Genomic DNA, 15672 nt, shown 5'->3' on the forward strand with positions numbered 1-15672 from the left:
AAACAAAAAAAGCATCATCAAGAAGTTTTTTGAAAATCCTGATGTTGCTTTTTATTAATTATCTAGTGTCGTTCCTAATGGCTCCTTTTTTTGCTAATAAACCTACTTTGTCAAGTAGCAACCAATTACTTTACCTGAAAGCTTCCCAAACTTATCTCTTTTTTACGCCCTTGGTTTACCTTAAACAAACGCCAGTAGTGTTTGCCACTTTTTAGTTGACCAGTAAACTTGTATTGGCTGGTAGCTCCATCAATTTTAATGATTTGGGGCATGCCTTGAGTGTTTTTAGTGAACAATCTCAGCTCAAAGGTTTCGGCTGCCTGGCTACTATCCCAGCTAAACCCAATGGGTTCACCAGCTTTAAATGCAGCGCCTTGTTTGGGTTGGCTTGCCTTCTGGTTGCCTCTATTGCGGGTATTTCGTTGAATCTTTTGGTCTAAAAACGCAATGGCATCGTCAAAAACAGGTGCAGGTGGGTTTTGAATCACCTCTTTTACTTTAGGTGGTTCATTGCTCTTTTGCTTTGCCGAATCCATGTTTTTCTCTGCCAATTTATTGGGTTGGGTCTTCACAGACTTATCTTTGACCGAGGGGGCATTACGGTTGGTGTCTGATACATTTTGATTGGCAAGCCCTGGATTTTTAGCGGGCTTTTTGTTGATGTTTTGTGCTACCCAAAAACCTGCCACCAACAAAACAACTACACTGGCAGCTACTGCAATTTGCCTTTGTACAATGCCTGTCCTACCTTTGGTTTTAACAGTTGTTATTGGCTTTACAGGAGTCTGTTTTACGGGTTGTTCGCTTACCTCCTTATGATCAAAATAAAAATGATTTGCCAATTCAGCAATGTCATCCTCTTTCTTAAATTCATAATAATCAAATACACTCATTCGGCATTGACTGCACAGTTCGAGATGTTCCTGCAATGCTTCGGGTAGTTCAAGCTCTCGCTGTAGCCGCAGGGCATCTGCCCAAAGCATTATTCCGGCATCGTTGAGATGTCCCTTTTCATCAAAAAAGTTGGAATTTTTATTCATAGTTGACTTTTGAATGCCAAATAACTGTTTTACTCTTTATCAACACTACTTACTGGTTGTGCTCCCGGAAAATGGAGATTTAGGTAACATTTGAATCAAGTTTTTTAGTTTTTCTTTGTCATACTCCCGTTCCCCACCCTCATTCAACATTTTCATGAGTTCTTGAGTACGGTCATTGATCCATTTGCGTAAAGCATCTGGAGTATTTTTTTTCTGGTCACAGGCATTAAACAAAGGGATCACATCATTGTATACTTCTTTGTCTTTTTTGTTGCTGTAAGGCACACCATAAGTTGCCAAAAAATCTTTGAGGGTTTTTGCCTGAATCTTGGGACAATAGCTGGTCAAGTCGTTTTTATCGAGCACAATACGGGCATACAGCTTGAGCAACAGCAACAACCTAAACTTGGTGCGGGTAAACATACGCAGGTAGTCTTTTAGTTTATTGACCTCCCCTTCTAATATTTCCTGAAAAATAAGTTTACTTTCAGGGTTGGCATTTTGAGGTTTGATCATATAACCCTCCAGCGCCTCCTTGCGGTTTTCTTGCTGGTGTATGCTCAACTTACTAATGTCAATGCACTTGTTATATACAGCACGCTCAAAGTAACTAATCAACAAACCATCGTTGGGCTTATAGTTTTTTTGAATATACGCCATTTTTTGGGTCAAAAACGCCACATTAAGCTCCTGTTGTAGGTCGTCTACTGCAAACCCTTTAAAAAAACCCCGTTTCATAAATTTATATACCACCCGTTTCATTACCTGTTGGTAATCGTCCCGCACAAGCAGTTTGTCGGGGTGGGCGTGCAACAAATTGTAGTCTTCAATATTATTATCCATAGTGTATAGACTTATTTTTCTTCGCTCACAATCACTCCATCTTGCATTGTAATGCTATGGTCTACCATTGGGTGGTCTTCTACCAAAGGATCGTGGGTAGTCAATATCAAGGTTTTTCCCTGGGCTTTTAGCGCAGCAAATATATCTAAAATATTTACCGAAAGCTTTCGGTCGAGGTGCGCAGTAGGTTCATCGGCAAGAATAATCGTAGGGTTGTTTACCAATGCCCTGGCTATAGCTACCCGTTGTAGCTCTCCTCCCGACAGGTTGTCTACCTTAAAGTGCAAGCGATGCTGTAGGTTTACCTGGGCTACTACCTGCGCCACCATTTGGTTCATTTTACTTTGCTTTATTTGTTGGGGCACCAGTGGCAAAGCTACATTCATTGCAGTAGTAAAACCTTTGACCAATTGAAAATGCTGAAAAACCACTCCAATGTGTTGTTGCCTAAAACGGGTAAGAAACTTTTCAGACCACCGCGATACGTGTTCACCCATACAAATGTGTTTACCCGCGGTAGGTTTAGCAAGGCAACTCAACAGGGTAAGCAAGGTGGTCTTGCCCGACCCCGAAGGACCTTTGAGTACCACACAACTATTTTCTTTGATCTGGAGGTTTACTTCACGCACTGGGCGTACCTCGTTGGGTTTGCCTGCATTAAAAGTTTTTACCAACTGATGGGTTTCTATAATATTCTCCACGGCCTTTGTTTTGGTAATATACGGGGCAAATAAATTGATAAAGTCATTAAAATGCAATTTAAGTGCTCATTAAGCTATACGTCTTTAAGCGTTAACTTTTGGATTTTATTTATTTCAAAACCTTGTCTATAGTCCATCACTGGCAAGTCAAATTTTAACAATGCTCTTCTTATTGAGTTGGTTGTCAGGCTTTACTGCCCGCAAAAAGTACCGCAAGTGCCAGCACATAAATAAAATGCTTGAGTTGTTTTGTCAACCTTGCCAAATTCAGTGGCATAATTTTAGCCGTAGGTGGGTAAAATTATTTTGAATGGTTGCTGGCTTATTAAAAAATATTTTAGTTGTATTCTTATCTGTCTTGTTATTGGAGGGCTGTATTGCCAAAGCCGAAAACGAGATTACAGACCGGGTAAAGGTAGCGCTCACCCAAAGCAACTACCACATGCTTTCCCGTCAATTTACCGAAAGGGTAAGCCTTAGTATTAACCACGAAAACTTCCTCTACAGTAAAACTCAAGCTACTTTTGTGATGCGTGAGTTCTTCAGACAATACCCTCCAGTAAACTTTCAATACTTGCATCAAGGCATTATGAAGTCAGGGCGTCACTATACCCTTGGCACCTACAAATCGTATGGCAAAAACTATAGCCTGGCAATATTGCTTGTTCCTCACCAAAAAGATTTCTTGATCGAAAAGCTGATTTTTGTGGAAACGTTTTAAAATTGTCAGTAAACACGAGGTGGTTGCTTACTCTTGGCAGTTGCCAAATGATTGACTTTTTCAGAAAACTTGCTAAGTTGCAAATATGAGAATAAGGCCTCGCTTCAACAAACCATTACTTACCTCTAAAAGTCTTGCTTTGGTTGATGCCTTCTTATAAAAAAGCCCTACTGTTTGAAGATCAAGCCATCTCAAACTGGTTTTTTATTCAAAAAAACAATATAAACATTTCCAAATTAAACATTTTGTTTAAACTTGTTTTTCAACTACCTTGTCTTCCATGGCACAAGAATATGACAAACTAATTAAAGAAAATATTGCGGCTATTTTTCCCAGCTTAAGTAAAAGGTATTTGGGCATTGAGGTAATCAAAAATGAGCCTATCAGAGAGAAACTACAAAGAACTGTAGAACGAGAAACTGATTTTTTACAGAAGGTGCTTACTGCTCAGGGAGAAGAGCTCATTGTTCATTTGGAATTTCAGAGCACTGACCACCCAAAAATGCTGGAAAGAATGCGACTCTACCACGCATTGATTGGTGAAAGGTATGATTTACCCATTCGTCAATTTGTAATTTATTTGGGGCAACAACCGTCTAAAATGCACAATCAACTACCTCCCTCTAAGGTTTTTAATGGTTATCAACTCATTGAAATACAAGCGCTTGACTACCAACCATTGTTAGAGTCTGATATTCCAGAAGAAATTATTCTGGCAATTTTGGGGAATTTTAAAAGCAAGGAAGCACACATTGTTTTAGCAAAAATAATTGGGCGTTTACAAGAACTAATCGATGTTGAGGCAACGTTACAAAAATATATCTCCCATTTGCTCACATTGGCGAGGTTAAGAAATTTATTTAAAATCACTCAGGAAACTTTAAATACTATGGCAATCACTTACGACATAAAAAAAGATGATTTTTATAAAAAGGGAAGAAAGGCAGGAATTGAAGAAGGAGAAAAAAAGGGCATGGAGAGGGGTATGGAGAAGGGTATAGAGAAAGGCATGGAGAAGGGTATGGAAAAAGGCATACTTCAAACTGCGCTGAACATGAAAAAAGCAGGCTTTTCTACCGAAGATATTATGAAGGTGACCAATTTGAACAAAGAACAAATTGAGCAACTGTAATAGCAACACACAATGTAAGCAACAAGCAAGCAGATCTAAGAGCTTGTCTCTATTGGGGCTCTCGCCTAAAAGTTATACTTTTGCTCTGTGAAAACTCAAGAATTAACATATTTAACTCCCGAAAATATCGAGCAGTTTATCGCGGCTGCTTTGATAGAAGATGTGGGCGAGGGTGATTTTTCTTCGCTTGCTTCTGTTCCTGCCGATGCTGAGCGTCAGGCACGTTTAATTATCAAAGACGATGGTATATTGGCTGGGGTAGACCTTGCCCGGCACATATTTCGTCAAGTAGATGCTGACCTGATCTTGGATGTAAAAATAGAGGATGGCTCCAAGGTAAAGCATGGCGATATTGGTTTAATAGTCACGGGCAAAGCGCAGTCGATTCTCAAGGCCGAGCGTTTGGTGCTCAATTGTATGCAACGTATGAGTGGTATTGCTACTTATACCGATCAGATCAACCAACGTATTGCCCACACCAAGGCAAAGTTGCTGGACACCCGAAAAACTACGCCCAACTTCAGAATGCCCGAAAAATGGGCAGTGGCAATTGGTGGTGGGGTCAATCATCGCTTTGGCTTGTATGATATGATCATGCTTAAAGACAACCACATTGCGTATGCAGGGGGTATTGAACAAGCAATCAACAAAACCCGCCAGTTTTTACAAGACAACGGTCAAAAGCTAAGAATAGAGATTGAAACTCAAAACCTTGATGAGGTAAGAGAGGTGCTACGGGTAGGCAATATAGAGGTGATTATGCTCGACAATATGTCGGTAGAGGATATGACCACTGCCGTGGAATTGATTGGGGGTAGGTTTACTACGGAGGCTTCGGGAGGCATTACGCTCGAAACCATCAAAGAAGTGGCCGAAACTGGAGTCGACTTTATTTCGGTGGGGGCGCTTACCCACTCTATCAAAAGTTTGGATATTAGCCTTAAGGCGATTGATTAATGCTATTAACCTATACCTATACCTATAAGGCCCTAGGGGCTCCGCAAGCGGGATGTCGGCATAGCCTCCACTGGGGTCTAGGTACACCCTAACTGCGTTGAGCCTATCACAATCAACTGCTGTAGATTTGGTTTACAGGCACTTAACAACCATATAGCACACTCATTATCAAGTACTTATAAATATAATCAGTTAGTAGTTGATAGTTAAAAAATCCCGTTTCAGACATTCCTGAAACGGGATTTGTGCTTTAGAGCTTGTTATTTAATCATCACCTTTTTGGTGATTTTGTATTTTAATATGACAAACCCAATAAACTTATAACAAGTAACGAAGGTTTTCTTGCCCTTTACTCTTTTACTACCTTCCTTATATACAGCTTCCCTCCTACTACTACCTTCATCAAATAAGTACCAGTGGGCAAACTATGGATGCGGGTATTCAAGGCATTTTGTACTTCAGACAGGTCGCCTTTGGTACTTACCATTGTTTTACCCTGTAGAGTAATAACTGTAACCCTTAAGGGCAATTGAGTAGCAAAACTTCCGCTCAGGCTCAACGTTATTTGTTGGGCAAACGGGTTGGGGTATACCACCAGGCGAATCAGGTCGTTTCCTTGCACAAAGCGTACCTGACTATAAGTAGTTTCTCCGTTTATATCTACTTGCTTTAGGCGGTAATATGCAGATGATAAGGCATTGTTGTCTATAAATTGATAATGCTTTTTTTCTGCACTATTACCTGCACCCTCTACAAAACCAATGGGTTGGTAGTCTGTACCGTTATGGCTTTTTTCTATGGCAAACCCTGCATTATCGTGCTCCGATATGGTCGTCCAACGCAATTGCACCTGGGCATTTGTTTGGCGTTTGGCTTCAAAGCTTGCCAACACCACTGGCAAACCAGACGTACCGTCGCTGCCTACCAATACCTGGCTAAATGAGGTAAAACCAGTGAGGTTGCTAAAAGTAATCACTTTGGTGGTGTTGCTGGCACTGGCTGCCCCACCTAACGAAGCCCCCCAACTACCATCGGAACCAGAAGCCCGTTTAAATAATTTAATGTTTGCCGGCGTAAACTCATCCTCGTTTGATACCTCATCGCCAGAAGGCAGGGTAACCTCTACTGTGGCAAGGTTGGTAAACGTAGGGTTTGCTCCGTAGTTGTGGATCACCCAATAGGTACTGGCTGTAGTAAGGGTAGGCGAAGTATTGGCGAAAGCATCTAAACGGGTGACTACTACATCGCCCCCAGGCACCTGAATATTGCCAAATACAATGCGTAAGCGGGTAGCGCCAAAGGTCACGTCTTGGCTCACCGTAGATACATCGGTGGTATTGCTTACCCCTCTGCCTATGGGTGCTGTAGAAGTAGTGATTGTTGGGGTATTGTTATGAGTAGCATCAAAATCACCCACATAATCAAAAGCAGTACTGCCACTGGTTTCATTCAACTGCCAGTTGGCAATCAAGTTAGCTTCATTGCCAAAATTAATCAAGTGCATGCGTTCTCTTATTTCGATAATGGAACGGGCAACACTCCACATACGCCACTCTTCCAAACGTCCATTGAGGTGTTTTGCTCCGCTGGTGCCTCCACCCAAGGTAGTGCTTACTGTGGGTACACTCGGGGTACTGGTATTGCTTAAATCAAACTCTACCCCATCTACATAAATAAACCAGTTGGTTGCCCGACGCACCAAGGCTATGTGCACCCATTCGCCTGTGGCAAGTGCCTTACCCGAACTGAGCTCGGTAAGGGTGGCCGTACCATTGCCAATAAAGGCTGTCACAGTATTGGCTTCGTTGATGCCTACTCCATACCCTGTGGTAGTGGTCACATTCTCAGAATCGCCATTATAAAAAAACAAACGATCGGCAGTGCCTCCACCATCCCAACGCACCCATCCTTCTATAGTAAAGTTGTCTTGTGTATTGGTCACTACAGTAGCGGTACTCAAATATTGGGTGGCTCCATCGAAGCTCAAACAATTGCCCGCGCTACCTGTAGGGGCGGTTTCGGTGGTACGCACCACCATATATTGTCCTATATCGTTGATGCCCTCAAAAGTAATAGAGGTACTGGTGATAGCGGTAGCCTGTGCCACTGCCAGTGTCCAGGTACCATCGGCACCCACATTGCGGCGGTACAAAGCGTAGTGTGCAGCAATGAACTGGTCAAAAGTATTGGCAGGAAAGGTAAAGGTAATATCTGCCGTAAATGTAGCTGTTACCTCTGCCTTATTGATTGTCCACATAGGGTTCTGATACAAGGTAGTACCTGTAATGCCCACTATTGCATTGGGGGCAAATTGTTGGTAAGTAGCAGTAAAGTTTTCAGTCGTCGAGTGTGCTGTAAAGTTTACACTTACATTGGCGGCACTAAAGTTTTGGGTAGCAGCCCCTGCAGCAATACTATGGCTTTCGGTGGCTCCAGGCCTACCTACGTTTACAGTAGAGTTTGCCGCAATGCTGGCGTTGCCGTTGGGGGTGCCATTGTTTGTCCCAATGTCGTCATTGCTATCTCCGTTAAACTGATAATAACTTACAATACCTGTCTCTGAGCCTCGCAAAGTCAAATGCATTGCCTCTCTTATTTGATCCTGGCTTCGCACGGTGTTCCAAAGCCTCACCTCATCTATAAAGCCTTGAAAGAAATTAGTTCCCGCCATGTTTGCCCCAATTCGCAACGCCAAGGCATTGCTTGGGTCTATTGCTGCCTGGTTTACCTGTACTGGGTTTTGTCCATTGATGTATACACTTGCTGCTCCGGTAGCACCATTATAAGACACCGCCACATGCGTCCACTCTGCCGCACTTAAGGTAAAACTATTTACAGTGGCGGTAGCCATACTCCCTGCGCCATTGTCTACCGTAAACTCCAGCTGACCAGAGGCTTGTTTATAAGTCAGTTCGTAGCCTGCGCCCCCGTTGCGTTTGCTTATCAAGGGTTGGTCATCACTACCTCCATTGGCTTTTACCAAAAGGCTTATGGTAAAGTTTTGTCCCGCAAAATCAAGGCTATTATCGTCAGCTATTTCTACATAGTCGCCCACACCATCCAGTGTAAGCATACTCCCCCTACTCCGATCGGGAGCGACTTCGCTGGTACGCACTACCATCAATTGGCCGATGTGGGTATTGTCAAAACCAGTAAAAGTAATGGTATTGTCAGTAATTGCCGTAGCGTTTAGGTTGGTAATTGTCCAGGCTCCATCGGCACCCATATCACGACGATACAGTTCATAATTGCCCAAAACATAACGGTCAGTAAATACATTGGTTGGAAAAGTAAAAGTAATGTCGCCAGTAAATGTGCCATTGGAGGTAGACTTATTGATCGTCCACATCGGATTATCCAGTAAAGTAGTACCTGTGATGTTTGTATTGGCATTGGGGATAAATTGTTGATAAGTGACGGTTATACCATCGTTGGCCACTGCCTGAGCCGCAGTGATAGAGATTGATACATTGGCACTTGCCGTAAAATCTTGATTGCCCGTAGTAGTCAACGGCACATTTACCGTTTGCGAAGCACCAGTACGCCCAACGTTTACAGTAGAAGCCACTGTAACTGAAGCATTACCGTTGAGGGTGCCATCGTTGCCCCCAATATAGTCTCTGGCGTCGTTGTTAAACTGCCAATACCCCACCAGATTGGTTTCGGTACCCAGCAAAGTCAGGTGCATATTTTCTCTTAACTCGTTGGCGGTTCGCAGCGTGTTCCACAAACGTACTTCGTCTATAGTTCCCTGAAAAAAGTTGGCTCCAGCGCCATCTGCTCCAATGCGCAAGGGCAAAGCATTACTGGCATCTAAATTAACCGTACCCACCACAGTAGTGGGCGTCAAACCATTGACATATACGCTTGCTTCACCATTGGTGGCGTTATACGACACCGCCAAATGAGTCCAGTCGATGGTACTTAAAGTAAAACTGCTCACTGTAACGCTTGCCAAGCCTGCTCCGGCATCTCGCACGGTAAACTCCAATTGGTTGGTAGCCGATTTGTACACCAACTCATACCCGGCAACTCCATTTCTTTTACTTATCAAGGTTTGGTCACCCCCGCCCCCAGTAGACTTTGCCCATAGCTCTACAGTAAAGCTTTGGTTATTAAAATTAAGGCTGGATTGATCGGCTATTTCTACCTGATCTCCAGTACCATCCAGACTAAGCATTTGCCCCCGAACAGTATCAGGTTTGTCTTGCTCACGCACCACCATAAACTGCCCCACCGTAGTTACTCCGTCAAACTTGATCGTGTTGGCAGTCATAGCACTGGGTATTATATTTAGTTTGGTCCAGGTGCCATCGGCACCCATTGCCCGATTGTATAACACATAGTTGCGGGGTACTAAGTTGTCAAAGGTATTGTCGGGATAATGAAAGGTGACATCGGCCGTAAAGGTACTGGCACCATTGGCTTTGTTGATAGTCCAGCGGGGGATGCTATAGTTGGTTTCTGACACGGCAATGCCTGTGGTAGCATTGGGGGCATATTGCTGATAAGTCACGGCAAACTTTTCGGTGACTGAATGTGCCGAAAAACTCATGGTGAGGTTGGCGTCGTTTCCTGTATTAAAATCTACACTTATAGGGAAACCACCCGCACCTACTGTTTGGGTGTTGCTGGTACCATTGCGCCCCAGGTTAATAGTAGACGTAATAAAAGTAGCATTGCCATGCAATGTCCCGGTAGAAAACCCAATCAACTCGGCAGTAGTAGTACTTCCGGCGGCTTCGCTCAACTGGTAATACGCCACCAGACTCGCTTCATCACCTAGCAGGTTCAAGTGCATATTTTCCCTGATCTCATCTTCGGTTCGTGCCGATGTCCAAATACTCAATTCATCTATTGCACCATTGAACCCATTGGCTCCGGCATCATCAGCGCCTATTCTTAAAACAGCCGTATTCGACAAATCAAAACCTGCGGCTACTCCAGCACTGTTTGCTCTCTCTACTCCATTCACATATAGGGTCAAGTCGCCATTGGTACTATTAAATCGTGCGGCAATGTGGGTCCAATCGGTCACCGAAGGGGTAACTACATAAGAAACACTCTGCTCGTTGTTGCTTCCGTTTTCTACAATAAAATTAAACTGGGTGCCATCATAGTTAAGCTCGTAGCCTTGCCCAGTACCTGTTCTTTTCTTTAACAAAGTTTGTGTACCTGTAGTAGTGGCAAACTTTGCCCAAAGGTCAATCGTCAAATTTTCGCCACTACCCCCATCAATATCGAGCAAGTTATTATCTGCTGCTTCTACATAATCGCCCGTGCCATCCAACGACAAAGCATTGGTGCGGGCATTCAATATGGCATAGGCTGTTACCTGAATATCATCCAAGGCTATTTCGTCGGCTTCAGCGGCCGCTGACAAGGCATTGCTCCAGCGAAGATATAAAAACGCACCCCCCGCCAAACGCAAACCACTGATAAAGCCACTCAAGGCATTGGCTGACGACCAGGTCGCCCCAGTGCTGGTAGTAGGTGAAGTAAAAGTAAAATCAGGCAGGGCAGTATAACTTACCCCATCGGTGCTGTACTCCAAATCGATGGTAGAGGCAATGTCCTGGTCGTTGAACACAAACAAATTATAAGCAACTTGTACCGCTGTAATGGTAGAACCTGTTTGGTTTTGCAAACGTAGTATGGCTTTTCCGTTGTTAAAGTCGGTACCATTGGCTTGCAGCCCAAAGGCAGTATTACTGTTAATATCAAAAGCGTATAATCCTGGAGTACTCACTCCACCAGTACTGGTGCCTTGGGCATAGTCTCCGGTGGTGTTGGTTTCACCGTGCAGCACCTGTCCATCACTCATTCCTGAAAAAGCCCAGTTGGTAGAGTGTAATTGAGCAATGGTAGGATTGGCAGAAACTCCCGTTCCAGTATAATTCCTAAAATCTAAGGTCACTGTTTTTTGCAACGCCTCTATTGCCAACGGCGCCCGTGGTGTACCTGTACCCTGCACCGTGAAAGTGTACAAATTTTCGTCGCAATCGTTGCTGCGAATGGTCACCGTGGCAGCAAGCGTGCCTACATTGTTGGGGGTAAACCTAATAGCAAAAGTCTGACTGCCTCCCCCCGCAATGCTTCCCGATGCAGGTTGCTGGACAATGCTAAACACACTTGTGCCTGCTCCCGAAAGCGTTACATAAGCACCAGGGTTGGTAAGAGTCAAGGTTTCGGTACCTGTATTCTCAATGGTAAAGATTCGGGTAAGAGCTGTGTTGGCGCTTACATCACCAAAGTCGGTATCATCAGTGATTACAGGAGTAACATCGCCACTGGCTATAGCAATGCCGTTGCCTCGCAGGTTTATTTCCCGGTTGACATTGACAGCGGCACTGCCCGCTACAAAGTTAGAAGTAGCATTGCCAATCGTCAGGTCAAAATTATTGAGATCGCCATTGCGAGCATTGGCGGTGGCATCGTTGAGGGCAGTAATAAAACCATTGTTATCTTCAGCCACGCCTTGGTTAAAGTTATAATAAGCTTCCAGTCCTGTTTCGGTGCCTGTAAGTTCACAGCGCATTTTTTCTTGAATGTCTAATGGGGTACGTGCCACACTCCATATTCGCAGTTCATCTATAGTACCTTCAAAAAAACGGGTATCATCGGCATTTTTTCCAATCAATACCGTACTGGATAAAATATTGGTGTTAAATGAACCGCTTACTATCAACGATGAAGCGTCTACTGTACCATCTACATACAGTATGGCGTCACTTATATTCGGAGTACCATCATTGGCAAAAGTCACCGCTACATGGTGCCAATTACCATCGGCTATATCACTTGTGCCAGTGTTAGACTTGCCGTTAGCCGCTACCTGAAGCCTACCACCGGTTATTTGTACCAGCCATTCTTCACCATTGCTGGCTCCCCATCGGGTAATCACCTGCGCGTTGGTATTGCTGGTTTTTACCCAAGCTTCTACAGTACGGGCACTGGTGCCCCCAATGCCTGCATACCCGCTCACACCTACAAAATCGTTGGTGCCGTCAAAAGCTAATCCATTATGTGCCACCGCATTACCCAATAATGTCACTACCTGATTGACAGCACCAGTACTGCTTAAGGTAATGGTAGCCGACTTGTTGCCTGCTGCCAAGCCCGGTTTAAGGCGTACATAAATGGTAACAGGCTCATTGGTCAGGTCGTTTCCGGTACGTCCCAAATCGGTGAGGGTTGACGAAAAGGTGATGTTGTCGGTAGACAGTTCAAAGCCAGTGGTGGGGCTTAGGGCAACTGCCACATCTGCGGTGAGGCTTTCGGCGCTTACGCGAAAGCTTTGCGAAGCCGACGCCCCTGCTCCTGCGGCGGTGCTGGCACCAAAACCAGTAAGGGTATTGGTAGAGGTGGCAATGGTAGCGCTTACTGCATTGATCACCCCATACACGGCTAAGTCGGCAGTGCCTGGAGCAGTGGTTTCAAAACCAAAATTGCCTCCCACATTGGTAGCTCCTGCTCCATACAAACGAAAAGTAATGGGTTGCACCAAATTGTCAAAACCACTGAGGGCTATATTTTGGGTTTCGGTAGTACTGACAGTAGTAAATGAAAACTCCGCCAAATTGGAAGTGTACCCGTCTAAACTGCTACGTAGTACGAAGCTGTTGGGACCAGTAGCAGAACGTTGCATATTTAACAATACTGAACTTAGGCTCATGGCAAAGCCATCATCTGTCTCTATAGTCCACTGCACATATTCATCGGTGGCAATGGCATTGTCTATAGTGTTATTGGTAGTTGCCCAGCTATCTGAAGTAAATCGATCGCCATTTGGCGAAGGGTTAACGCCTGCTCCACGAGAGACGACATTGCTAGGGCTAATGGTAGATACATTGGCGGCTTGAGCACTGGACACTACGTTGGTTTCGTTTCCGGTAAGCCCATCAAAATCCCAGGTAAGCAATGTTGCCCTTGGGGTAGTGCTTAACTCTACTCCGCTACTCCAATTGGTTCCTTTGCGCCCAAATGCTTTAAAAAAATAAGTGGTATTATTGGTCAGACTGGTAATGGTTTCGGTAGTGGCAGTGCCTTTAAACACCACAAACTCTGAAGCGCCCAAATCGGTGCCTGATCCAAAAGCAGCATCTGCCGTATAAGCCGAACCGTCACCTGTGGGGGCATTGGTTACAACACTACCACTTTTGACCACCACCAATATTTCGTCATAACAATTACCATTTGCCCAGTTCAATACTGCCTCAGTGTTGAGGGCTGTTGCGCTTAGGTTGGTTACATTGTCGGGAGTATTGCAAGCTACAATGGTTTGGGTACCTCCAGCTGCCGCAGTGCCTAGTTTATTGACCAACCCCGAAAAAGTCAGATCGGCGGTGGTGATAGCCGGAGTTACCTCTATAGTATTGTTTGCTGTAGCCAAGGGAGCTACATTGGTAGTAACAAAAAAGTAGCCTGTAGTACCACCGTTGATCGCCTGAGTAAAGGCAGTGAAAGTATGTGCTCCGGCTCCCAAAGCAGTAGTGAGCGAAGCAATTGCCTGATCAGTGTTTACGTCAAGGGTATTGTCAGCAGAAAACCACAAAGTAAAAGCATTGATATCTGAAACGGTATAAGTTCCGGCGGTAGTAAAGCTAACCTGAGTAAGTGTTGCATCGGCGTTGGCTGCCGCCAGATCAAAGGTGTACACGGGGTGGTGTTGACTACCTTGTATTACATTGGCAGCTACAGTACTTACGCTTGAAGCCAGGGTTACGTCAGAGGTTTCTATGCCAAAAGAAAAGTTATCGAAGTTTCCTGAGTTATTTGGGTCAATGCCTGTATTATGTGCCCAAATAGGACCTGTATATTTTTGGTTGGCATCAGCAAATAAGGTATTGTCTGTTCCTGTAGCACTGCCTGCATCAATATCGGTAGCAATTGCTAAAGCTACCCCTGCTTCCCAATAGACTGTCCAAACTCCCTCGGCAGTTACTTCTACCCGCACATTTACCCCAGCCGAACCCACTGTACTATGGGTTAGACCAGTAGAAACCACTATGGTTCCAGGGTCATCGCCAGCAATTCCGTTTTCAAAACGCACCAGCACTAATTCTTCGTTGGTTTTCGTCCAAAGCAAAGCATAACCATCTACGGTGGCACTACTCAGATCGGTTTCGTTGGCAGTAAGCACCCAACCTAAACCGTAAGTAATGGTTCCCCAACCAGTGGGTGGTCGATTGAAATCCATGTGAAAAGACCAACCTATTTTGGACTGCCCCAAATCAAAGCTGGCATGAATGGCCGTGAGGTCACGGGTAGCATTGGTGGGTTCCAATCCAGTAAGCCCAGCATTCACCGCATTCAAGACATTGCCTGTAATAGAAAGTTGGGTTGGATCGGCTTCATTTTCTATCCAGGGTGCCCCCAAAGAGTTATTGTCGGCACGGTCAAAGTTATCAACATTATTGTAAGCAACTTGTGCCTGAACAGCTGCCCCCCAACAAAGCCATAAGCCCAGGGTGAACCAACAAATTTTGAATAAGTTTTTTTGTTTGAAATGTACGAACGAAGTTAAGATGCTTTGTGGGTAAAGTGCATGGGTTAACCCGCATAGTTTACGATGGGTACTCATTTGCATGTGTTTAAAAATTTCAGATATCTAATAATGATCTTATCAGCATAGCGGATCGGCTATATTAAGCGTGGTGATTAGTTAGGCTATAAAAATACAAATAAGTAAGGGGGATTGAAAATTTTCGACAAGCCAGCCAGTGGTTCACATGGGGTATGGCAGTCACTTTGCTACTGATTTACAACACATTAGCTTCTAGGTTAAGTTTATATTTATTCTTAGCAGAATCACAGTTACATCTAATTCATTACAAAAAAAGATCTTTTTTTCTCGTAAGCTCAGTACATACAAGCTCCCTACGCTTTATGAGTTTACATTTCCTGATAAGGGAATTGTTTTTATCAAAGTAATTTTATTTTTACACCATTCCTTAATTATTCATACAATGAAAAGTTTAGAAAATTTTCAAGCACAAGCATTGGTTACCTCTCAAGCGCAAGCCATTAAAGGAGGTACTTACCCTGACTACATTCAGGCAATGCAAACCCAATTGGCGGGTATACAAAGCGACATAGATACGCTGATGAGTAGTGGTCTTAGTAGCCCTTCTGACATGTTGCAATTGCAATCTTTGATGAACCAATACAGTCAACAAAACTCTGCCTTAAACAACATGATCAAAACTTATAATGACAGCCTAAAAAATATTGCTCAAAACATGAGTTAAGGACGAAATTAGGTGGTATTTAATCACA

General features: G+C 44.0%; 8 protein-coding genes. 4 read left to right on the forward strand and 4 right to left on the reverse strand.

The genetic code is table 11. The features are described from left to right. Positions 1-125: 125 nt before the first annotated feature. Genes Q0954_RS10705 through Q0954_RS10715 form a run of 3 tightly spaced genes read right to left on the reverse strand, consistent with a single transcriptional unit; the run spans position 126 to position 2584 of the window. Entirely contained in the window at positions 126-1040 is a 915-nt protein-coding gene (locus Q0954_RS10705) for a hypothetical protein (RefSeq protein ID WP_299456661.1), read from the reverse strand. 45 nt (positions 1041-1085) lie between these two features. Then, positions 1086-1883, reverse strand: a complete 798-nt coding sequence (locus Q0954_RS10710) for a hypothetical protein (protein WP_299456663.1) — start codon at positions 1881-1883, stop codon at positions 1086-1088. A gap of 11 nt (positions 1884-1894) precedes the next feature. Then, positions 1895-2584, reverse strand: coding sequence for an ABC transporter ATP-binding protein (locus Q0954_RS10715; protein ID WP_299456665.1), 690 nt, complete (start codon positions 2582-2584; stop codon positions 1895-1897). Between the two features lie 310 nt (positions 2585-2894). Here Q0954_RS10715 and Q0954_RS10720 point away from each other — a divergent pair, with 310 nt between their 5' ends. From Q0954_RS10720 to nadC, 3 genes are all read left to right on the forward strand, one after another. Further along, complete coding sequence (locus Q0954_RS10720) at positions 2895-3305, forward strand: DUF4783 domain-containing protein (protein ID WP_299456668.1); 411 nt, start codon at positions 2895-2897, stop codon at positions 3303-3305. Positions 3306-3585: 280 nt separating this feature from the next. Continuing rightward, on the forward strand, positions 3586-4437 hold the full coding sequence (locus tag Q0954_RS10725) for a hypothetical protein (protein ID WP_299456670.1): 852 nt from the start codon (positions 3586-3588) through the stop codon (positions 4435-4437). Positions 4438-4524: 87 nt separating this feature from the next. After that, the gene (gene nadC / locus Q0954_RS10730) at positions 4525-5394 is read left to right on the forward strand and encodes a carboxylating nicotinate-nucleotide diphosphorylase (RefSeq protein WP_299456672.1); all 870 of its coding nucleotides are present in this window, start codon (positions 4525-4527) and stop codon (positions 5392-5394) included. Between the two features lie 349 nt (positions 5395-5743). Here nadC and Q0954_RS10735 read toward each other — a convergent pair whose 3' ends face one another. After that, the gene (locus Q0954_RS10735) at positions 5744-14983 is read right to left on the reverse strand and encodes a LamG-like jellyroll fold domain-containing protein (RefSeq protein WP_299456674.1); all 9240 of its coding nucleotides are present in this window, start codon (positions 14981-14983) and stop codon (positions 5744-5746) included. Positions 14984-15362: 379 nt separating this feature from the next. Between Q0954_RS10735 and Q0954_RS10740 the strand changes: the two genes are divergently transcribed. Next, the gene (locus Q0954_RS10740; protein ID WP_299456676.1) at positions 15363-15644 is read left to right on the forward strand and encodes a hypothetical protein; all 282 of its coding nucleotides are present in this window, start codon (positions 15363-15365) and stop codon (positions 15642-15644) included. The last annotated feature ends 28 nt before the right edge of the window (positions 15645-15672 follow it).

Source organism: uncultured Microscilla sp., assembly GCF_947493425.1.
Lineage (GTDB): Bacteria > Bacteroidota > Bacteroidia > Cytophagales > Microscillaceae > Microscilla.

Excerpts from the sequence above, each read along its gene's own strand:
- Q0954_RS10705 (WP_299456661.1), bottom strand. The coding sequence starts at position 1,040 with ATGAATAAAAATTCCAACTTTTTTGATGAAAAGGGACATCTCAACGAT.
- Q0954_RS10710 (WP_299456663.1), bottom strand. The coding sequence starts at position 1,883 with ATGGATAATAATATTGAAGACTACAATTTGTTGCACGCCCACCCCGAC.
- Q0954_RS10720 (WP_299456668.1), top strand. The coding sequence starts at position 2,895 with ATGGTTGCTGGCTTATTAAAAAATATTTTAGTTGTATTCTTATCTGTC.
- Q0954_RS10725 (WP_299456670.1), top strand. The coding sequence starts at position 3,586 with ATGGCACAAGAATATGACAAACTAATTAAAGAAAATATTGCGGCTATT.
- Q0954_RS10735 (WP_299456674.1), bottom strand. The coding sequence starts at position 14,983 with ATGCAAATGAGTACCCATCGTAAACTATGCGGGTTAACCCATGCACTT.
- Q0954_RS10740 (WP_299456676.1), top strand. The coding sequence starts at position 15,363 with ATGAAAAGTTTAGAAAATTTTCAAGCACAAGCATTGGTTACCTCTCAA.